The organism is Labedella endophytica (assembly GCF_003990045.1).
Taxonomy (GTDB): domain Bacteria; phylum Actinomycetota; class Actinomycetes; order Actinomycetales; family Microbacteriaceae; genus Labedella; species Labedella endophytica.
In genome coordinates this window covers 113,913-132,943 of sequence record NZ_RZGZ01000004.1, presented here as the reverse complement: position 1 = coordinate 132,943, position 19,031 = coordinate 113,913, and the positions used below count along the sequence as shown (strand labels likewise).

Below are 19,031 nucleotides of genomic sequence, written 5' to 3'. Positions count from 1 at the left end.
GCCCGAATCGGGTAGCGGAGCGATCCCCCTTCTCCCATCTGTACCCTATTCGGGGGGTGCCGCGAGGGATTCTCCGGAAACTGTGTAGAGATCTCAGGATCTCCTCAGACACCGGGCCGCGCGGGGCCGACGATCACTCGGAGAGCGACGCCACCCGGGCACGGAGCTGCTCGGCGGTGAGACGGCTCACGGCCTCACCGTCGATCAGGAGGGTCGGTGTGCTCGTGATCCCGGCCTCCGACGCCGCCGTCGTATTCTGTCGGATCCAGTTCTCGTACGTCCCGTCCTCGATGCAGTCGAGCGCATCGGTGTTCGAGACGCCGAGACCCTCGACGAACTCGCGCAGGTCGGTGTTCCGCCACCCGTCCGACCTCCCGTCGTGTCGCTCGAAGAGCGCCTCGTGCACCGTCAGCCACGACGACGGCTCGTCGACCGCGACGCACGCAGCCGCGCTGCCCGCACGCACGCCGTAGTTCGTCACGATCTGCACGGGGGTCATCTCGAACGCGATCGAGCCGTCCGCGACGAGGTCCGTGATCGTCGAGCCGATCTCTGCTTCGTACTCCTGGAAGTGGGGGCAGGAGTAGTCCTCGACGAGTCCCACCGTCACAGGTGCGTCGTCGGCACCGATGCGGATCCGGGACTCGTCGATCGAGAACGGCGTCTCCGCTCCGTCGACCGAGACGGTCGCCGTCGCGTCGGGGATCGTGAGCTCGCTCGATCCCCGGCTCGCGTTGTAGACGGCGAAGGCGCCGCCGGCGACGACCGCGATGATCACCGCGATGATGCCCGCCTGGATGAGCGCGCGACGGCGTGCGGCCGCCTTCAGTTCGGCGCGGCGCTGTTCGTTCGCCTTCTCTCGGATCTCGCGCATGCGGGCGGATTCGTTCTTCTTCGTGCTGGCCATCGGGAGGTTCCTATCGAGGGGGAGGTGATCAGGAGTGCTCGGGGCCGCGTGGGCCGGGTCCATCGGAGGCGGCATCGCGTTCGCCGAGACGCGAGAGCCGGTCGTTGTAGGCGGTGAGCTCGGCCTCGCCATCGCGATCGGCCCGGCGGTCGTAGCGCTTCGCCGCCCGCTCGTCGCTCCGGACCCACTGCGCCACGATCGCGAGCGCCACGAGCACCGCGGGGATCTCGCCGGTGCTCCAGGCGACCCCGCCGCCCACCTTCTGGTCGGCGAGCAGAGCGGCGGTGTCCGCGTAGCCGAGGCCGGTCCACCACGGATGCGCGAGCACGGTGGCGCTCGACATGATCGCGAGACCGAAGAACGCATGGAAAGCGAGCGTCGCGAGCAGGAGCAGCAGCCGCAGCACGTACGTGGGCCGCTGCGGCCCGGGGTCGACCCCGATGAGGACCCAGAAGAACAGGTAGCCCGTGGCGAGGAAGTGCACGGTCATGACCACGTGCCCCTCGTGCGCGAACATCGCCCATTCGAACCAGCCCGTGAAGTAGAAGGCCACGAGGCTGCCCGCGAAGAGCACGCCGGCGACGGCCGGGTACGACAGCACCCGCAGGTACCGGGAGTGCACCACGGCGAGCATCCATTCGCGCAGGCCCCGCCCACCGTCACTGCGCACCGGGAGCACCCGCAGGGCGAGGAGGACCGGTCCGCCGAGCACGAGGAGGGGCGGCACCACCATCATGAGCGTCATGTGCTGGATCATGTGGGTGCTGAAGTGCACCTGGCCGTAGACGGCGGGTCCACCGGAGGTCGCCCACAGCAGCGCGGCGCAACCGGCCACCCAGGCCACGGTCCGGCCGAGCGGCCACGCGTCGCCGCGAGCGCGCAGTCGGAGCACGGACCGCACGTAGAAGACCGCCCCGACGACCGAGGCGGCCGCCCACACCCAGTCGATGTGCCACTCGGTGAACATGCGCAGCGGCGTCACGTCGGGCGGGTACTCGAAGCCGAGCAGTCGGCGTCGCGCGTCGCCGACGATGGGCTCCTGCGACACCGGGGGCTCGCTCCGCGACACGGCGACGGACGCGCCCATCGCGATCGCCATGACGACGACCTCCGCCACGGCCAAGCGGATGAAGGGCCCCCTCCGGCCCGGTTCCGCGTCCAGGCGGGGGATGACGCGACGCCGATGCCACGCCCCCGCCAGTCCGAGGAGGACGAGCGCCGACGCCTTCACGAGGATGAGCATCCCGTACGGGGCGAGCAGGTCCGCGGGGCCGGAGAGCCGCAACGACGCGTTGACGATGCCCGAGAACGCGACGGCTCCGAAGGCCCAGCCCGCGAGCACGGAGTAGCGCGCGACCACCCGTCCGATCTCGGATCCGACCCTCCGCCGCAGCAGGATCACCGCCACGAGTCCGCCCGCCCACGCGGTCACGCCCACGAGGTGCACGGCGAGGCTGTTCACCGCGTTGCCGTGCTCGTCGGAGCCGGCCGCGTGGCCGGAGAGGGCGAGTGGGAGCAGCGCGACCACGGTGATGGCCGTCGCGGCGGCGATCCAGGCCACCCGCCGCGTGAGGAACAGGATGTGGAGAACCACGACCACGCAGGCGAGCGAGACGAGCAGCGTCTGGCCGATCTCCAGCTCCGTCGCCACGAAGAGGAACGTGCGGGCGAACGTCGGCGAGTCGAGCGGGGCACCGATGGTGTTGGCGGCGGTGAAGACGAACACCACGAGCCCCGACGCGAGCCAGGCCGTGCCGGCCCAGCGCGCGATCCGCACCGCCCACCACTGCGAGAACGAGGCGACGCCCGGGACGATCTCCTGCCCGGGCAGGAGGAAGGTGGCCGCGAGGAGCGCGCCGATCGTGAGCGCGGCGGACGCGTCGTGCAGCACGCGTGCCACGGGCAGGCCGATCGAGACGAGGGGGCCCGGGTCCCCGAGGCCGCTCGAGGGGAAGAGGTCACCCGTGGCGGTGAGGGCCACGAGCATGACGACGACCGCGAGCGGCACCGAGGCCAGCATGATCGCCTCGGGGGCGCGGACGCGCGGCACCCAGGGGGCCGGGGGTGACGGGTCGGGGCGTGCCGGGTCCGGGGGTGACGAGTCCGGGGCCGATGGGTCCAGCGCCGACGGGTCGGGCGCCGTGGATCCGGAGAGGGTCGAAGGGTCGGTGGATGGATTCGTTGCGTCGGCCACGAGGTGTGGCTCCTCCCGTGCAGCGCCGATCGCGCTGCGGAATCCCCTCCGCGCGCGCCGGCGACGACGTGCGGCGGAGGGACTGATGGAGACGTCGACGAGGAGGCGCGTGAGCGCGCGCATCGATACGGTCGGCCGGCACTGCAGCACGAACAAGGAGAAGACTCCTCGTCAGCGCGTCACGAGCTCACGGCGATCACACCGACGAGCGGCGGAGCCGGCTCGGGGACGTCGGGGATCAGGCGATCGACAGAGGGGGAGGCCCGCGCCGACTGATGGTGCCGACGGAACGAGTCGCTGCCCGGACCCGACGGACCACGCGGGCGAGCGGGGCACGCGTCGGACCGGAGGCGGCCGGGATCAGGACGAGCGTGAGCCGCGCGACGAAGTCGGCGACGAAACGGGCGATGTCCCCGAGCCTCGAGAGGATCACGTCCGCGTGACGAAGTGCGGCGATGGTCGCGCTCGCGGCCACGACGTGCGCGACCCACATGACCGGGCTCGTGTGGCCGGCGGCGTGATCGGGCGGCCCCGCGGTGGTGAGCGCGACGCTCCCGTGGTGCGATGCCTGATCGGTCGCCGACACGCCGCCCGATGCGCCGAGCACGAAGAGCGTGTGGAAGAGGACCTGGCTGATCACGACGGACAGCGACAGTCGCACGAGGCCGAGGCGCCGGCCGGCGAGCGCCACGCAGACGAGCACCGAGAGCACGAGCGGGAGCACGACGCCGACCACGCCGGGCACGACCCCGCCGCCGGAGACGTGGGACAGCAGTGCGACGAAGGTCGAGAAGCTCGCGGCGACGAGCCCGGCGAGGACCCGGCTCACGCGACTCGTCGACATGCGTCCATTCTCGCAGACGTGCGCCAGGGCCGATTCGGCCGCTCCGGGAGGGCGATCCCGCCCGTCGCGGCCGCCTGACGCGTGTTCCGTCCCGTCAGTCGCCGCGGACGAGCACGTTCTCGGACACCGCGGTCCACCCGTCGGGCACCGGCATGCCGTCGGGCTGGAGGCGGTAGGTGCTTCCGGCTCCCGACATCTCGAGCGGGCCGGCATCACCGCCGCAACTGACGATCCACTCCGTCTCGTTCGGGTAGGCAAACAGGCACATCGTCGCCGTCTCCGCGCCGACTCCGAGCCACAGTGGCGTTCCGTCGTCGTCGCCCGCGTACCGAAGCGTCGACTCGTCGACGTTGTCGAGCGCGTAGTCGGGCAGCTCGGGGAGTGCCGGGCTGTCGGCCGCGGGCTCGGCGTCGATCACCGCGTACCCGCCGGGGCTTGCGCACCCGGCGAGCGCCGCCGCCATCACGAGACCGAGTCCGGCTGTGAGCCCCACTCGTCGCATCCGCCTCATCCCGCCCGTCCGCTCCATCACACCCGTCCGCCTCATTCCGAGAGTCCACGTCATCCCGCGAGTCTGGCGCTATCCCCCGTCGCGCTCAAGACCCCGTCCCTGCCCGACCCGCCGCACTCCACAGCCCACACCCGCAGATGCAGATGCAGATGCGCACGCAACTGCGTTGCGCGCGTGAAGTTTCACCCGCGGAAGGTTTTTGCGTACGCAGACACTCCCCGGCGCCGTGCGCGGATGCCGGTGGGCCGCCGGTCGCGGAGCGATTAGCGCTGGAGCGGGCGGAGGGCGTCGCGCGGCGGAAAGGGCAGGTCGTAGAAGAGCTGGGGTGCCGACATGTCGCCCCAGTCGTCCTTCTTCACCCGGATCCGGCGCGACGACACCTCGGCGAGACGCACGCGCAACCACGCCCCGCTCTCGAGCCGCAGCTCGTAAGGGTCGGCGAGGTAGCCGATGCCGAGTTCCTCGAGCAGCTCCTCCGCGTCGAGCCAGTCGAGGGCGGCGGATCGCTCGCGGCCGAGGAGGTCGATCACGACGAAGCCGTCGCCATCCGGGCGCATCCACCCGAGGAGTTCGCCGTCGATCCCGCGACGGTGCTCGATCCAGTCCTCCGGCATGCCGGAAGCCTACGGCTCACGGCACCGCTTCGCGCTCGTGTGACGCTCACGCTCGCAGGCACGCTCAGCCCAGTGCCAGCGGACCGCGCCCGCCCCGTCCTTTCCTATCGTCGGGTTTTTGCGCACGCGACTGGGTTCTGCGGGTGAAATTCCACCCGCGACGAGACGTTGCGTGCGCAACGGCGGGGTCGTCAGGCGTCGGTGCGGGCCGCCTCGGCCGTGATGCGGCGGGCCATGCCCGCGAAGATGACGCCGTGGAACGGCAGGATCGCGAACCAGTAGAGCCGGCCCGCGAGGCCAGCGGGGAAGAACACCGCACGCTGGCGGTAGCTCGTGCCCGCACCGTCCGGCTCCACGCTCAGCTCGAGCCAGGCGAGTCCCGGAACCTTCATCTCGGCGCGGAGGCGGAGGAAGTGGCCGCGGTCGAGCTTCTCCACGCGCCACCAGTCGAGCGCCTCGCCGATGTTGAGCCGGGTGGGGTGGCGGCGTCCGCGGCGGAGCCCCACGCCGCCGACTGCTTTGTCCATCCAGCCGCGCACCGCCCACGCCAGCGGGAACGAGTACCAGCCGTTCTCGCCGCCGATCCCCTCGATCACGGCCCACACCCGGTCGGGCGACGCGTCGGTCTTCCGCGTGCGGTCGTCGGTGAAGACGGTGTGGCCCGACCAGTCGGGGTCGCTCGGCAGAGGGTCGCTCGGGGCGTCGGCGACCGAGGCGTCCTGCCAACTCGTCTCGACGGATCCGTCGCGCACCTTGTTGAGCGCGAGTCGAACGGCCCGCCGGTAGCCTGTGAGTCCGCCATCGGGTTCCGGGATGTACGTGTCGATGTCGTGCTCGCGCACGACGCATTCGTGCTGGAGGGACTCGACGAGCGGCATCGCGAGGCTGCGCGGGATCGGCGTCACGAGGTTCACCCAGTGCGAGGCGAGCCGGGGGGTCAGCACGGGGAGCGGCGCGATGGGCCGCTGCGGCAGGCCCGCTTCCACGGCGTAGCCGTTCATCATCTGGCCGTAGCGCAGCACGTCGGGGCCGCCGATGTCGAACGTGCGGTTCACGTCGTCGGGAAGTTCCGCCGAGCCGATCAGGTAGTGCATGACGTCGCGCACGGCGATCGGCTGGATCTTGTTGCGCACCCAGCGCGGCGCCGGCATGTACGGCAGCACCTCGGTGAGGTGGCGCACCATCTCGAACGACGCGGATCCCGATCCGATCACGACGCCCGCCTGCAGCACCGCCGTCGGCACACCCGAGGCGAGGAGGATCTCGCCCACCTCGGTGCGCGACTGCAGGTGGCGGGAGAGCGTCGCGTCGTCCGGGTGGAGGCCGCCGAGGTAGACGAGCCGCGACACCCCAGCGGCCTTCGCCACGCGCGCGACGTTCTCGGCCGAGCGTCGCTCGGAGTCCTCGAAGGCGTTCTTCCCGTGCGACCCGGTCATGGAGTGAACGAGGTAGTAGGCGATGTCCACACCGTCGAACGCCGCCTCGAGCGAATCCTCGTCGAGCAGGTCGCCGCGCACGATCTCCACGTCGCCGGCCCACGGCACGTCGCGCAAGCGATCGGGGTTACGCGCGAGGACACGGACACGGTAGCCGGCGTCGAGCAGACGCGGGGCAAGGCGCCCGCCGATGTAACCGGTCGCGCCGGTGACGAGCACGAGTTTGCGGGTATCGGGAGTGTCCATGCTCCGACGCTACGTCTCCCGCCTGAACGCCGTTCCCCGTTGCGCACCCCGCCCACCCGCGGTACCCGCAGCGCCCGCCGCTGGTCACGCGTCACGCGTCACGACCATCCGCGACCAAGAACGGTCGAGTCCCATGAAGGAGGGCGTTCGTGCCGATACGCGGCGGTATGGCGCCACATATCGGCGCAAACGCTCCACCTCGTGGGGCGGGATGGCGGCGGCTGTGGCGGGGCGGGGCGGGGGAGGGTGTGGCGGGGGGCGAGGTCAGTGGGAGGAGCGGTCGGCCTCGCGGACGAGTTCCTCCGCGGTGAGACCGAGGAACGATGCGACGAGGAGGAGCTCTGCCGTGTCGAACGGGATCTTGCCGTTCACGCGGTCGTAGGTGGCGGTGCGGCCGAGCTGGAGCACGTCCATGAGCGCGGCTGCACGGATCCGACGGCGCGCGAGTTCCGCGCGCACCGTCGCTGCGACGTTCTCCGACCAGGTGCTTCGACTGTCCGCCATACCATCAGCGTACCCATAAAGATACGCATCCCCAGTTGTCGAGGCCTTTTCTGTGGAGGAGGCCGCCGCACGGGTACTCTGAACCCATGGGGAGAGTGGAAATCGGCGTCGCCGCCGCATTCGCGTACGAAGTGGCGCGTGAATTCGACGTGCTCCGGACCAAGCGGGGATTGACCCACGCGGCCCTCCTCGAGAAGCTCACGATCTCGCGCAACTACTACTACAAGCGGCTGCGCGGGGAGCTCCCCCTCAATCTCAACGACGTCGCCGAGCTCGCCGCCGCCCTCGGCACCACGCCGGGCGCCGTGCTCGGCCGCGCGGAGCGCTCCATCCGGAAGTCCGGCCGCGCCCTCACCGATGTCAGCGGTGCCCTCGATACTGATGTGGACGGTCTCCCCATGGCCGCGCTCGATCGTCCGGGTTTCGAAGCGCAGCAGGAGTCCGAGCAGCACGACAGCTGAGCCCGGGCGCACGTCCGGGCCACCGGACGGGGGACCATGGGCGCACGCGTCGACACACGACGGCAGAACGACGACCGGTCCGATCGGTCCGATCGGCCGGGCATCTCGGGGCCGACGGAGCACGACCACCAGCCGCATGACGACCGCAGGGACGTCGGCGGCGGACACGTCCCGGTCGATCCACGGGACCGCGCCATCCACGAGCTGATCCGGCGGCTCGGGGTGCGCGTGGAGTACCGCACGGACCTGCCGCCCGGTCGCCTCGGCGCCTACCTCGACGACTCGCGTCGCATCCTCGTCCGCGCCGGCCTCTCCGCTCCCCTCGAGCGCGAGACCCTGCACCACGAGTACGTGCACGCGAGGTATCGCGACCGTGGAACCGGTGCCGCCGCCGAACGGAGGGCCGAGCGCGAGTGCGCCCGCATGCTCATCGACGACGAGGCCTACGCCGCGGCCGAACGCGCGGGACTCTCACCGCTCGGCATCGCGCGCCAGCTCGATGTCCCGCTCGCCGTCGTGGCCGTGTTCCACCGGGAGATCCTCGCCGGCCGACTACCCGACCCGCGGCTGCGGCACCGGGTGGGTCAGACCTCGTAGCGCACGACCGCCTGCAGTCGCGTGCGCACGTCGAAGAGCTCGTTGCCGCCGATCGGGTCGACGCCCGACGGGCCCGTGCGCAGCAGCTGCGGGAGGCGCGAGCGCGTCACGATGAACGCGGCGGGCTTGCGCATCCGGTCGATCTCGACGAGTCCTTCGTCGAGCGCCTCGTCGGGGACCACGACGACGACCCCGGTGATCTTGACCCGGGCGGATCGGCCGAGCTCGCGCGACGCGCGGACGAGCGAACGCACGGGCTGCTCGTCGGTCGTGACATCGATGGGGACGAGCTCGCCGCGGTGGATCCGCACCGGCACGCCGAAGTCCTCCGAGCAGATCGCATAGAGGCCGGTCGGACCGAGCACGACGTGGTCGATCTTCCGCTCCCCGCCGCCCACGTGCACGTCATGCCACACGGTGAAGGCCATACCGAGGGCCGAGACCTGACGTGCCGTGGCCTCCTCGGCGAGGGCCTCGGCGAGCGCCCGACGGATCTCCACGGGCGCCCGGCGCACGAGCGCCGGGTCGTACGGATCCTCGGGTTCCGCGCCCCGACCGGCCCACTCGCGGATGAGCCGCAGGTACGCCTCGCGCGCGGCACCACCCGGATGTCCGTAGGAGCGCGCGCGGGGGCGGGAGTTGTCGGCGCGGGAGCGGTGGGACGGAGCGGACCAGCCGGTGCCCTCCGCGGTGGACTCGGTGTGGGAGCTCTCTCCGCGGTCGTACGCCGCGCGGGATCCGGCGTCCCCCACGCGCTCCCACGCCCGCTGCACGGCCGTGAACTCGAGCGCGTCGCCGCCGGTGTCCGGGTGCGTCTCGCGGAGTCGGCGTCGGTAGGCCTTGCGGAGTTCGTCGGCCGAGGCGGACGGGCTCACGCCGAGGACGTCGTAGGGAGAGGCGGAGGCCGGTGAATCGGTCATCCGCGTGCGTCCTCTCTCGTGGGCCGCGCCGATGGCGCGGTTCGTCTGGGAAAGGATAGCCGAGGCGGCCTGACAGCCCGCCGAACACGTCAGCCCAGGTGGAGGGCGAGCCACGCGGGCAGGTGCGCGAACGCCACCCAGACGCCACCCGCGACGGCGGCGAGACCGGCGGTGCGCCAGAGGAAGCGGAGTCGTCGGGCGGCGGTGGACTCGCGTTCGAGTCGAGCGACGAGCAGGGCGGCGGCGGACCTCCCGTCCTCGGCGGGGTCCGGGGACCCGCTCCCCGCGTCGATCGAGGCCGCGATCCGTGTGGCCACGGCCTCGACGACCACAGCATCGAGCGCGGGCGGAAGCGACACCAGCCACTCGCGGAGCACGCGCGCATCGCGCACGTCCACGGAGCGCGTGCGGGCACCGATGCGCACCCCGCGCGCGCCCGCCACAGCCACGACGCCGCGCACCGCGACGCTCGGAGGAAGAGCGCGCCCCGCGAGCTGGGCGGTCCGGCGCGCCGCCGACACGGCCGGACGGGCGAAGGGGATGCGTTCACCGCGAGCGAGCAGGTAGTCCTCAGCGACGAACACCCGGTCGCCTCCGACGAAGCAGGTCGTGACGGCGAAGAGCCCGGGGGGACCGATCACCACGTGATCGAGGTCGCCGCTCGCTCCGGGCGCCGGGATCGAGTGCAACACGATCCACCCGTCGGGGAGCGAGTCGAGCTCCCGGCCCACGATCCGCTCGCCCATCGCGGCTTCGAACGCCTCCCGCTCGGGCGCGCCCACCGGGGAGCCGCCGAACGCCCGCCGCACGAGCGACGGAGGGACGGATCCCGCACGAGCCACGGCCGCGCGGTCGATACACACCTGGCCTGGACGTCGCCGTTCCGCACGACGCAGGGCGTCCAGCCCCGGCGCATCAGCGCCCGGGGCGACGATCACCTCGGTCATGGGACTCCCTCCACGGCCTCGGCCGGGCTCGGACCGTCCGAGCCTATGGCCGCCGCCCGGCCCCCGACGAGCCCTCCGGTGACCCCAATAGGGGAGAGGACGCCACCCCTCTTCTAGTGGGACGGGTGGGCCTCCGTGCGCAATGCGTCTTGACAGCCGTCGGCGGGTCGAGGAGGTTGAGGGGAGCGCCATCGCGGCGCGACCGATCGGAGGGGGACCCGTGGCTTCGAGCATCTTCGTGAACATGGCCGTCGCCGATGTGTCCCGCTCGCGGGCCTTCTTCGAGGCCGTCGGCTGGCGGGTCAACGAGCAGTTCACCGACGCGTCGTCCCTCTGCCTCGTGGTCGCCGACACCGTGTTCGTGATGCTGCACACGCACGAGCGCTTCGCGTCCTACACGGGCAAGACGATCGCGGACACCCGCGACACGATCGAGACGATCCTCGCCGTGGGCGTCGAGTCCCGCGCGGAGGTCGACCGCGTCATCGATCAGGCCCTCGTGGCCGGAGGACGATCCGCCCGCGACCCGGAGGACCACGGCTTCATGTACGCGCGCAGCTTCCACGATCTCGACGGGCACCTCTGGGAGGTCCTCTGGATGGCCCCGGACGGGGACTGAATAGGCCCATCCGGCCGTCTGGGCGCATACTGACAGGGAGGGCTCTGCACGTCGCCGATGGCGACCCGTGACCGCACCGCACGGCGCACCGGTCCCTCGCCTCGGCCCATGGCCCACGGGCGGAACACCATCGACTCGCGATGTCCCCCTCAGGACGTCGATCACGCGACAGGAAGCGACACGGATGACGAGAGACACGACCGACGAGAACGGCACCCCGGCGACGAGCTTCCACGCGCTGCGCGGCATCGACGCCGACGCTCCCGGCCCGTCCTTCGCCGAGACCCCCGAGCTCGTCCTCGTGTCCACCGGCACCCGACGCCCCCGCTTCGAGCGCGAGGGCATCGTGCGCCGCAAGGGCGAGTACGCACTCGTCGCCGGCCACCTCACGCCTCACGAATCCATGGTCGAGGACCTCGTCGCCGTGCGGGAGGTGCTCGACGCCGCCGGCATCGACTTCCTCCTCGTACGCGGGGACAACGACCGACCCGTGCTCGCCGTCGACATCAAGAGGCGGAAGGCGATCGAACGCGCCCTCTCGGAGGCGTTCGCCGAGGAGCCGTTCTACTCGGCCCCCTACGTTCCCGCCGCTCAGCACGACGACGCCCTCGAGACCGACGGCCGCCCCGTCCTCATCGCCGACGGCCGACTCACGGACGACTCGTCGCACGCCATCTTCCGGGTGTACCGACCACGCATCGAACCGATCGGTCGGCTGCGTTACGGTCCCGACACCGCCTTCCAGCTCGAGCTGTGGCGCTTCGGCGACGACACGATCACCGCGCCCACCGAGAACGCGCTCATGCGGCGCACCCTGCCGCGCTCCGAGGCCGTCGAGGAGGAGGTCATCGTCTACGGGCGCTCATGGCCGACCCTCGAGAGCATGTTCGCGGAGCTCGCGAGCGACGTCACGTTCGACATCGACCTCGTCTTCTCGTGGGTCGACGGTTCGTCCATCGAGTTCCAGCGCCAGCGCGCGAAGCGCATGAAGAGCTACGTCGTGGGCGACGGCGACGACTCCGAGGCGCGATTCCGTCAGATCGACGAGCTCAAGTACGCGCTGCGCAGCGTCTACATGTTCGCTCCCTGGGTGCGGAACATCTACATCGCGACGGACTCCCCGAAGCCCGAGTGGCTCGCCGATCACCCGCGCGTCACGATCATGCCGAGCGAGGCGTTCTTCGAGGACATGGACGCGCTGCCCACCCACAACTCCCACGCCGTGGAGAGCCAGCTGCACAAGATCCCGGGCATCGCCGAACACTTCCTCTACTCCAACGACGACATGTTCTTCGGGCGCCCCGTGCAGCCGAACCTGTTCTTCTCGCCCGGTGGCATCACGAAGTTCGTGGAGGCGAAGACCCGCATCGGCCTGGGCGACTCCAACCCCGCCCGGAGCGGCTTCGAGAACGCCGCTCGCGTCAACCGACGCCTCCTGCGTGAGCGCTTCGGCAAGGTCACGACGCGCCACCTCGAGCACTGCGCCGCGCCCCTGCGCCGCAGCGTGATGGAGGAGCTCGAGGCCGATTTCCCCGAGGACTTCGAGCGCACCTCGCACAGCCAGTTCCGCTCGGCGACGGACATCTCGGTGACGAACTCGCTGTACCACTACTACGCGCTCATGCGCGGATCGGCGGTCGTGCAGACGAACGCCAAGGTCATGTACGTCGAGACGACGCTGAAGAGCGCACTGCGTCAGATGAAGAAGCTCCTGAAGCGTCGCGATCAGGACATGTTCTGCCTCAACGACGGCAGCAAGCCCGAGATCTCGGTGGAGAAGCGCACGAAGGCCGTCACCGAGTTCCTCGAGCGCTACTTCCCGGTCGTCGCGCCGTGGGAGAAGGGTTACGCCGGCACCGCCGCGGACGACGCGGCCGCGACGGCCTCCGCCTCCACCCTCGCCTAGCGGCCCTCGGCGCCCGCGTCAGGCGAGGGAGAGCGCGAGGCCGTCGAGGATGTCGTGCTCGCTCGTGACGACCGAGCCGATGCCCCCGCCGATCGCGGCACCCTCGGTGCGGACGCGGCGGAGCACCTCGGCCCAGATCATCGCGCCCGCCGGCACGACGTCGACCCGACCCGGGTGGATGTACGCGCGGGCGGCGCGCTCGGCGCGCGGCATGACGGAGAGCTCGTCGCACGCCGTCAGCACCGCCTCGAGACTCAGCTCCGATCCGTCGATGGCCGCGGAGTCGTAGCGCTCGAGTCCGAGCGCGTGCGCCGTGACCGTCGTGATCGTGCCGGCGACACCCACGATCGTCGCCGTGCGCGACACGTCGACCGTGCGCAGCGCCTCGTCGAGGGCCGCGCGCACGTCGCGCCGTGCCGCCTCGACCTCGTCGGACGTCGGCGGGTCGGAGTGTACATGCCGCTCCGTCATCCGCACGGACCCCACGTCCATCGAGAACGCGGAGACGAGCTCGTCCGCACCGAGCACGAGCTCCGTCGATCCGCCGCCGAGGTCGACGACGAGTGTGAGACCGTCGCGCTCCGGCGCGGTGCTCGCCGCTCCTACGAACGACAGCCCGGCCTCCTCGTCACCCGTGATGACCTCGGGGGCGACGCCGACGATCTCGGTGATGCGACGGATGAACTCGTCGCGGTTCGAGGCGTCGCGGGTCGCCGACGTCGCGGCGAAACGCACGTGCTCACGCTCCACTCCGTGCTCCCGGCACAGGGCCGCGAAGCGCTCCGCCGACGCGAAGGTGCGCTCGAGCGCCTCGTCGTCGAACCGCCCGGTGCGGTCAACGCCCTGCCCGAGACGCACGACGTCGAGTTCGCGCACCACGTCGACGAGCCGGCCGTCGACCACATCGGCGATGAGCAGACGGAGCGAGTTGGTGCCGCAGTCGTAGGCGGCCACGCGCGTTGAGGGTTCCGGTGTCATACCCTCGACGCTACCGCTCCCGGCCCGCCGCCCGTCGCGCCCTCCTCCCACGCTTTTGCGTGCGCAAGTCCATTCCGCGGGTGAAACTTCACCCGCAGAACGCCATTGCGTACGCAAAAACGAGGAGAGGAGAGGAGAGGAGAGGAGAGGAGAGGAGGAGAAGAGAGGGAGAGAAGAGAGGGAGTCCGTGCAGGCTTCCCGCTCAGATCGCGGCGAAGCGGTCGTCCGTCTCCTCGAGCACGCGGAGGATGTTGCCACCGGCCAGCGCCCGGAGGTCCGCCGTCGACCATCCCCGCCTCTGCAACTCCCGCGCGAGTACGGGGTACTGGGACACGTCACGCACGTCACCGGGAAAGGTCGGTGTTCCGTCGTAGTCGCCGCCGAGACCGATGTGGTCCACCCCGGCCACGTCGCGCGCGTGCTCCACGTGGTCCGCGATGTGGGAGACGGTCACCACGGGCTCCGGGCCCGTCTCTCCCGCTGCATGCCATTCGGCGTACTCCGCGGAGATGAACATCGGCACGAATGTGTTCATGACGACCCCGCCGTTGCCGGCGAGACGCTCCAACACGTGATCGGGCACATTCCGCGGGTGGTCGTTGAGGGCCGCGACGGACGAGTGGCTGAAGATCACGGGAGCGGTGGCGACGTCGAGCACGTCCGACATCGTCGCGGCGCTCACGTGGGAGAGATCGACGAGCATGCCGATGCGCTCCATCTCCGCCACCACCTCCCGGCCGCGGTCGTTGAGGCCGCCGTGCGTGTGCTGCCCGAGCGCCGAGTCCGCCCAGGGGGTGTCGGCGTTGTGCGTGAGCGTCATGTAGCGGACGCCGAGGCGGGCGAAGGTCCGCAGGATCGCGAGATCGTTCCCGATCGAGTGTCCGCCCTCGGCCCCGAGTAGTGACCCGATGCGGCCCGAGCCGATGGCCGAGCGGACGTCCGCCGCGCTGCGAGCGAGCAGGAGATCGTCCGGATACCGCGCCACCAGACGGTGCACGAGATCGATCTGCTGCAGCGTCGTCCGGACCGGATCGGGTTCGTCGATGTGGACGTACACGGACCAGAACTGGCCCACGACACCGCCGGTGCGGAGCTTCGGCAGATCCGTGTGCAGGGTCGACTCTTCGCCGTCGATCCCCTCGATGCTCGACCCTCGCGATCGCCGGCACTCCCACGGGAGGTCGTTGTGGCCGTCGATGACGGGGAAGTCGAGCTCGTCGGGAAAATCGATCATGATCTGTGAACCCTAGGCCCCCCGCCCGGATCGGACGATCAGGCTGGCGGGTGGGTCAGCGGGCGGCGATCCCGAAGATGTTCCAGGACGCGGTCAGCGCCTCACCTGGCTCGAGCACGTCGAGGTCGACGCCCGAGTTGAAGGCGTCGGGCGGGCACGTCATGGGTTCCACGGCCAGACCGATGCGGTGCACGGGCAGGCCGGGCTTGTCGGCGGTGTGCACCTGCACCCACGGGCACGCCGTTCCCCACCGCATGCCCACTCCGGAACCGTCGGCCGTCGTGACGCGCACGACGGCGTCGCCGTCGGCATCCGAACGCGTCAGATCGGCGAAGGCGTGGTCGATCTCCGTCGAGCCGATGCGGCGAGCGGAGCGGAAGTCGAACTCGGTGAGCTCGTCGACGCCCACCACGGGGCCCGGCATCATCCGCTCGCCCTCGACGGTGAGCACGCGGGCCGCCGGAAGCTCGAGGTCCCAGTCGTCCACGAGTCCCGCGCCCGCCACGAGGTACGGGTGGGGCCCGAGGCCGGCGGGAGCACGCGTCGGGCCGATGTTCGTCGCGGTGACCACGGTCTCGAGACCGTCGGAGCCGAGGCGGTAGCTCACGTCGACGCGGATGCGGAACGGGTAGCCCGACTGCGCCTCGACGACGGCGGCGAGGTCGACGCTCGACGCGTCGGAGCGCTCGATGGAGAAGTCCAACCAGGCGGCGAGGCCATGCAGTGCGTGTCCCCGCTCCGGCTCGGTGAGCGAGAGGAGGAGGTCCTCGTCGTCGAAGCGGTAACGTCCGTCCGTCACGCGGTTCGGCCACGGCGCGAGCGTGGCGCCCCGGAAGGCCGGGCGCACCTCGTCCGCGCCGAACGGCACCACGAGATCGCGGTCGTCGAGGGTGAGCGCGCGGAGGGTGGCCCCGATGCTCGCGACGTGCGCGACGTAGCCGTGCGCCTCGATCACGATCTGCTCGCCGGAGATCGGACGATCCGAGACCGTCTGATCCGAGGTCGTGTGGGTCGAGGTCGTGTGGTTCGAGGTCGTGTGGCCCTCGGTGCCGTTCGCCGCCATCGGTGCTCCTTCGCAACACGTGCCCACCGGCCGTTCCGGGGCACACCGCTCGACGTTAGCGCGACTCGAGCGCGCCGGCGCCCCCACCCACCGTGAGGTAGCCCGTTTGCGCGCTTTCATGCCACCCGGGTGGCATGAAAGCGCGCAAAAGGGCTACCTGGCACGGCCGGGTCAGACGAGACGAGACGGAGCGAGACGAGACGCGACGAGATGGAGCGGGACGACACGAGGCGAGACGGAGCGCCACGCGGTGAGGGCGTCAGGAGACGCCGGCGTGCTCCGGCTCGCGCGTGGGGACGGTGAACGGCTCCTCGATCGGCACGACCGCGGCGCGCGACGCTTCGCGGATGCGGATCTTCGACGCGGCGAGGCGGCGAGCGCTCTCCTCCGGGGCCACGTCGTCGAGGGCCACGAACGAGCCGAGCGGCACGACCGAGTGGAGCACGGTGTTCTCGTACACGTGCACGAGGTTGAAGGCGCGGGCGCCGTCGCGCGGTCGCGTCCCGCCGACCGGCACGTTGAGGTCTTGGGTGTAGCACGTGGCCGAGGCCACCGAGACGGGGATCCCCGCGAACGTCGCCGTGGAGGAGTAGTGAAGGTGGCCGGCGATGATCGATCGCACATCGGTCCCCTCGAGCACCTCGGCGAGCCCGGACTGGTCGCGCAATTCCACGCTCGCGGCGAGATCGAGCACGCTCGGTACGGGCGGGTGGTGCATCGCGAGGATCGTGCCGTGCGGCGCGGCCTCGGAGAGCTCCTCTGCGAGCCAGTCGAGCTGCTCGGACGAGACCTCGCCGTGGTGGAAGCCGGGGACGGTGGAGTCGAGCGTGATGATGCGCAGGCCGTTCACGTCGTAGACGCGGTCGACGGGACGCATCGTGGGGACCTCGCCGAACAGGCGCGACCGGAAGGACGCGCGGTCGTCGTGGTTGCCCATCACCCAGATGACCTCGCAGCCGAGGCGCTCGGCCACCGGCTCGACGATCGCGCGGAGGGCCTCGTAGGCCTCGGGCTCGCCCTTGTCGGCGAGGTCTCCCGTGAAGACGATGGCCTCCGGTCGTCCGCCCGACGCCTCGAACTCGGCGAAGAGGTTCCGGAGGTGCTCGGCGCTGTCGACCGAGTCGTAGAGGCCACGCGAGCCGGCGAGCAGGTGCGTGTCACTGATGTGGAGGATGAAATGATCCGGTCGAGGATACTCGGCCACGCGGGAGTCCACAGGGATTCCGTTCTGTCGGGGATGCCGTTCGGTGGTTCACGTTACCCTTGCGCCCCCCGGGGGCGGGGAGAAATCCCGCTGAACTTCTGGACAACTCTCAAGAACCACCGTTTCCACACCCGGACGTGGGACAGTGCCGCAGATCAGGCGGGGAGGAGTACGCCCACGACTCCGCCGATGAGGCGGGGAAGAGCGCGTTGCCAGGGATCAGGCGGGGAGGAGGAGTCCCCGACACCGCCGATGAGGCGCGGAAGAGCGCATAGCCGAGGATCAGGCGGGGAGGAGGAGTCCGTCGGCGATGAGGCGGCGCGCGTCGGGCAGCGTCTCCGCCAGCAGCGCGTCCTCGTCGGCCTCGAGCAGCTGCGCGATCGCCGCGACGATCGCGCCGACGGAGAGGGTCCCATCGCTCGCGCCGACGAGGGCGGCGAGCGCCGTGCCCGCCGAGATCGCCCGGCGGAACCCCTGACCCTGGCGGAGCAGGATGGCCGTGGGTTCGTCCTGTCCCGGCACGAAGTGGTGCTCGATCGTCACGTCGGACGCGACCACGAGGGCGAGCGAGGCGAGCTCGTCGTCGGTGAGCGCTGCCACCCCATCGACCGCCGCGACCACCCGCGCGACGTGGGTTCCGAGCCCCGCGGTCTCGAGCGAACCGGTGACGCGCTCGAGACGCACGACCGGTATCCGATCGTCGACCGGGCGGTGGAGGGTCACGAACCCGAAGCCCACCCCGGTGACACCGCGCTCGGCGAAGTCGTCGAGCCACGCGTTCGAGAGCCGGTCGAAGTCCGGTGTGCCCGGGCGCGTGCCGCCGTCTCGGATCCACGTCTCGGCGTAGAACGCGGGGTCGAGGTGCTCGCGCTCCACGACCCACGCGTCGAGGCCGAGGCCCTCGACCCACCTACCGACGCGCGACAGCCCGTCGGAGGCGCGCGTGTACTCCCAGTTGCCGAGCATCTGGGCGGTCCCACCCGGGAGCAGGTGCTCGGCGCACCCGCGCACGACCGCCTCCACGAGGGCGTCTCCCACCAGGCCGCCGTCGCGGTACTCGTAGAGCGGAACGCCGTCCGAGCGCGGTGTGATGACGAAGGGCGGGTTGGTCACGATGCGGTCGAACCGTTCGCCGGCGACGGGGTCGAAGAGACTCCCGAGGCGCACCTCGATCGTCGTGATCCCGTTCAGGCGGGCGTTGGCGCGCGCGAGATCGACGGCCCGCTCCGAGATGTCGGTCGCGACGACCCGGTCGGCCGTCCGCGAGGCGTGCAGGGCCTGGATCCCGCAACCCGTCCCGAGGTCGAGCACCGATCCGACCCGCGTCGGCACGGTGATGCCGGCGAGCGTGAGGGACGCGCCGCCCACCCCGAGCACGTGGTCCTCGGGCAGGGCACCGCCCACGGCGCGCTCCCCGAGATCGGACAGGATCCACCAGTGACCGTCCCCGGCGTCGTCGGTGAACGCGTACGGGTGCACGTCGAGGGCCGCGGTCCACGACTGCGGCGCGGTCCCGGCCGGTCGGCCGGTGTCGGAGTCGGTGTCGGTGTCGGAGACGGACAGCAACCGGAGCTCGCGCGCGCCGTCCGCTCCGAGCGACGGGAACGCCCGGTCGACGTCGGTCCGGCCGACGACCCGTGCGAGCAGGAAGAGGTCGATGAGCACGTCGAGGGCGTCGCGGTCACCGCGATCCCGGCGCTCGTCGAGGACGCGCGCCGCCGGCACCGTGTGCTCACGACCGAGGGCCTCCTCTGCGGCCGGACCGAGGCGCACGGCGACCGCGTCGGTCGAGTACCCGCCCGCGTCGAGGTCGGAGCGCAGCAGGTCGATGAGGGCGTCTTTCACC

18 protein-coding genes are annotated in these 19,031 nt (G+C 71.1%); 4 read left to right on the top strand and 14 right to left on the bottom strand.

The genetic code is table 11. The features are described 5' to 3' along the window. Positions 1–133: 133 nt before the first annotated feature. From ELQ94_RS13925 to ELQ94_RS13895, 7 genes are all read right to left on the bottom strand, one after another. A complete protein-coding gene (locus tag ELQ94_RS13925) occupies positions 134–907 on the bottom strand; it encodes a DsbA family protein (RefSeq protein WP_166404810.1) in 774 nt (257 codons plus the stop codon). 28 nt (positions 908–935) lie between these two features. Continuing rightward, the gene (locus tag ELQ94_RS13920) at positions 936–3,101 is read right to left on the bottom strand and encodes a bifunctional copper resistance protein CopD/cytochrome c oxidase assembly protein (protein WP_243697039.1); all 2,166 of its coding nucleotides are present in this window, start codon (positions 3,099–3,101) and stop codon (positions 936–938) included. A 238-nt stretch (positions 3,102–3,339) separates the two neighbouring features. Continuing rightward, positions 3,340–3,945, bottom strand: a complete 606-nt coding sequence (locus ELQ94_RS13915; protein ID WP_127050970.1) for a hypothetical protein — start codon at positions 3,943–3,945, stop codon at positions 3,340–3,342. 94 nt (positions 3,946–4,039) lie between these two features. Then, entirely contained in the window at positions 4,040–4,510 is a 471-nt protein-coding gene (locus ELQ94_RS13910) for a hypothetical protein (protein ID WP_127050969.1), read from the bottom strand. Positions 4,511–4,719: 209 nt separating this feature from the next. Next, positions 4,720–5,070 carry a hypothetical protein gene (locus ELQ94_RS13905; RefSeq protein ID WP_127050968.1) on the bottom strand — a complete coding sequence of 117 codons (351 nt, stop codon included), beginning with the start codon at positions 5,068–5,070 and terminating at the stop codon, positions 4,720–4,722. A gap of 191 nt (positions 5,071–5,261) precedes the next feature. Then, positions 5,262–6,752, bottom strand: coding sequence for an SDR family oxidoreductase (locus ELQ94_RS13900; protein WP_127050967.1), 1,491 nt, complete (start codon positions 6,750–6,752; stop codon positions 5,262–5,264). Between the two features lie 264 nt (positions 6,753–7,016). Continuing rightward, positions 7,017–7,256, bottom strand: coding sequence for a helix-turn-helix domain-containing protein (locus tag ELQ94_RS13895; protein ID WP_166404808.1), 240 nt, complete (start codon positions 7,254–7,256; stop codon positions 7,017–7,019). A gap of 86 nt (positions 7,257–7,342) precedes the next feature. Here ELQ94_RS13895 and ELQ94_RS13890 point away from each other — a divergent pair, with 86 nt between their 5' ends. Then, positions 7,343–7,717 (top strand): helix-turn-helix domain-containing protein, encoded by a 375-nt coding sequence (locus ELQ94_RS13890; protein WP_127050965.1) that lies wholly within the window; start codon positions 7,343–7,345, stop codon positions 7,715–7,717. Positions 7,718–7,753: 36 nt separating this feature from the next. Then, positions 7,754–8,314: an ImmA/IrrE family metallo-endopeptidase gene (locus tag ELQ94_RS13885; RefSeq protein ID WP_127050964.1), complete on the top strand. Its 561-nt coding sequence runs from the start codon at positions 7,754–7,756 to the stop codon at positions 8,312–8,314. Here ELQ94_RS13885 and ELQ94_RS13880 read toward each other — a convergent pair. Both ELQ94_RS13880 and ELQ94_RS13875 read right to left on the bottom strand, forming a co-directional pair. Further along, positions 8,302–9,234: a J domain-containing protein gene (locus ELQ94_RS13880; protein ID WP_127050963.1), complete on the bottom strand. Its 933-nt coding sequence runs from the start codon at positions 9,232–9,234 to the stop codon at positions 8,302–8,304. The two genes, ELQ94_RS13885 and ELQ94_RS13880, sit on opposite strands and share 13 nt — an antisense overlap. 89 nt (positions 9,235–9,323) lie before the next feature. Beyond that, positions 9,324–10,181, bottom strand: a complete 858-nt coding sequence (locus tag ELQ94_RS13875) for a nuclease-related domain-containing protein (RefSeq protein ID WP_166404806.1) — start codon at positions 10,179–10,181, stop codon at positions 9,324–9,326. 220 nt (positions 10,182–10,401) lie between these two features. On the opposite strand from ELQ94_RS13875, the gene ELQ94_RS13870 reads away from it, so the two are divergent. Together ELQ94_RS13870 and ELQ94_RS13865 are read left to right on the top strand one after the other, a co-directional pair. Further along, complete coding sequence (locus ELQ94_RS13870; protein WP_127050961.1) at positions 10,402–10,800, top strand: VOC family protein; 399 nt, start codon at positions 10,402–10,404, stop codon at positions 10,798–10,800. 184 nt (positions 10,801–10,984) lie between these two features. After that, positions 10,985–12,706 carry a stealth family protein gene (locus ELQ94_RS13865; protein ID WP_127050960.1) on the top strand — a complete coding sequence of 574 codons (1,722 nt, stop codon included), beginning with the start codon at positions 10,985–10,987 and terminating at the stop codon, positions 12,704–12,706. Between the two features lie 18 nt (positions 12,707–12,724). On the opposite strand, the gene ELQ94_RS13860 is transcribed toward ELQ94_RS13865, so the two are convergent. The 5 genes from ELQ94_RS13860 to ELQ94_RS13840 form a co-directional block, all read right to left on the bottom strand. After that, a complete protein-coding gene (locus ELQ94_RS13860) occupies positions 12,725–13,684 on the bottom strand; it encodes a Ppx/GppA phosphatase family protein (RefSeq protein ID WP_127050959.1) in 960 nt (319 codons plus the stop codon). 202 nt (positions 13,685–13,886) lie between these two features. Continuing rightward, entirely contained in the window at positions 13,887–14,918 is a 1,032-nt protein-coding gene (locus ELQ94_RS13855; RefSeq protein WP_127050958.1) for a dipeptidase, read from the bottom strand. Between the two features lie 55 nt (positions 14,919–14,973). After that, entirely contained in the window at positions 14,974–15,981 is a 1,008-nt protein-coding gene (locus tag ELQ94_RS13850; protein WP_127050957.1) for an aldose 1-epimerase family protein, read from the bottom strand. A gap of 259 nt (positions 15,982–16,240) precedes the next feature. After that, on the bottom strand, positions 16,241–17,197 hold the full coding sequence (locus ELQ94_RS13845; RefSeq protein WP_127050956.1) for a phosphodiesterase: 957 nt from the start codon (positions 17,195–17,197) through the stop codon (positions 16,241–16,243). Between the two features lie 270 nt (positions 17,198–17,467). After that, the gene (locus ELQ94_RS13840) at positions 17,468–19,030 is read right to left on the bottom strand and encodes a DUF7059 domain-containing protein (protein ID WP_243697038.1); all 1,563 of its coding nucleotides are present in this window, start codon (positions 19,028–19,030) and stop codon (positions 17,468–17,470) included. Position 19,031: the final 1 nt, after the last annotated feature.

Bases quoted from the DNA above. Each gene is read 5' to 3' on its own strand.
- ELQ94_RS13925 (WP_166404810.1), bottom strand. From the start codon at position 907: ATGGCCAGCACGAAGAAGAACGAATCCGCCCGCATGCGCGAGATCCGA.
- ELQ94_RS13915 (WP_127050970.1), bottom strand. From the start codon at position 3,945: ATGTCGACGAGTCGCGTGAGCCGGGTCCTCGCCGGGCTCGTCGCCGCG.
- ELQ94_RS13910 (WP_127050969.1), bottom strand. From the start codon at position 4,510: ATGACGTGGACTCTCGGAATGAGGCGGACGGGTGTGATGGAGCGGACG.
- ELQ94_RS13905 (WP_127050968.1), bottom strand. From the start codon at position 5,070: ATGCCGGAGGACTGGATCGAGCACCGTCGCGGGATCGACGGCGAACTC.
- ELQ94_RS13900 (WP_127050967.1), bottom strand. From the start codon at position 6,752: ATGGACACTCCCGATACCCGCAAACTCGTGCTCGTCACCGGCGCGACC.
- ELQ94_RS13895 (WP_166404808.1), bottom strand. From the start codon at position 7,256: ATGGCGGACAGTCGAAGCACCTGGTCGGAGAACGTCGCAGCGACGGTG.
- ELQ94_RS13890 (WP_127050965.1), top strand. From the start codon at position 7,343: ATGGGGAGAGTGGAAATCGGCGTCGCCGCCGCATTCGCGTACGAAGTG.
- ELQ94_RS13885 (WP_127050964.1), top strand. From the start codon at position 7,754: ATGGGCGCACGCGTCGACACACGACGGCAGAACGACGACCGGTCCGAT.
- ELQ94_RS13880 (WP_127050963.1), bottom strand. From the start codon at position 9,234: ATGACCGATTCACCGGCCTCCGCCTCTCCCTACGACGTCCTCGGCGTG.
- ELQ94_RS13875 (WP_166404806.1), bottom strand. From the start codon at position 10,181: ATGACCGAGGTGATCGTCGCCCCGGGCGCTGATGCGCCGGGGCTGGAC.
- ELQ94_RS13865 (WP_127050960.1), top strand. From the start codon at position 10,985: ATGACGAGAGACACGACCGACGAGAACGGCACCCCGGCGACGAGCTTC.
- ELQ94_RS13860 (WP_127050959.1), bottom strand. From the start codon at position 13,684: ATGACACCGGAACCCTCAACGCGCGTGGCCGCCTACGACTGCGGCACC.
- ELQ94_RS13855 (WP_127050958.1), bottom strand. From the start codon at position 14,918: ATGATCGATTTTCCCGACGAGCTCGACTTCCCCGTCATCGACGGCCAC.
- ELQ94_RS13850 (WP_127050957.1), bottom strand. From the start codon at position 15,981: ATGGCGGCGAACGGCACCGAGGGCCACACGACCTCGAACCACACGACC.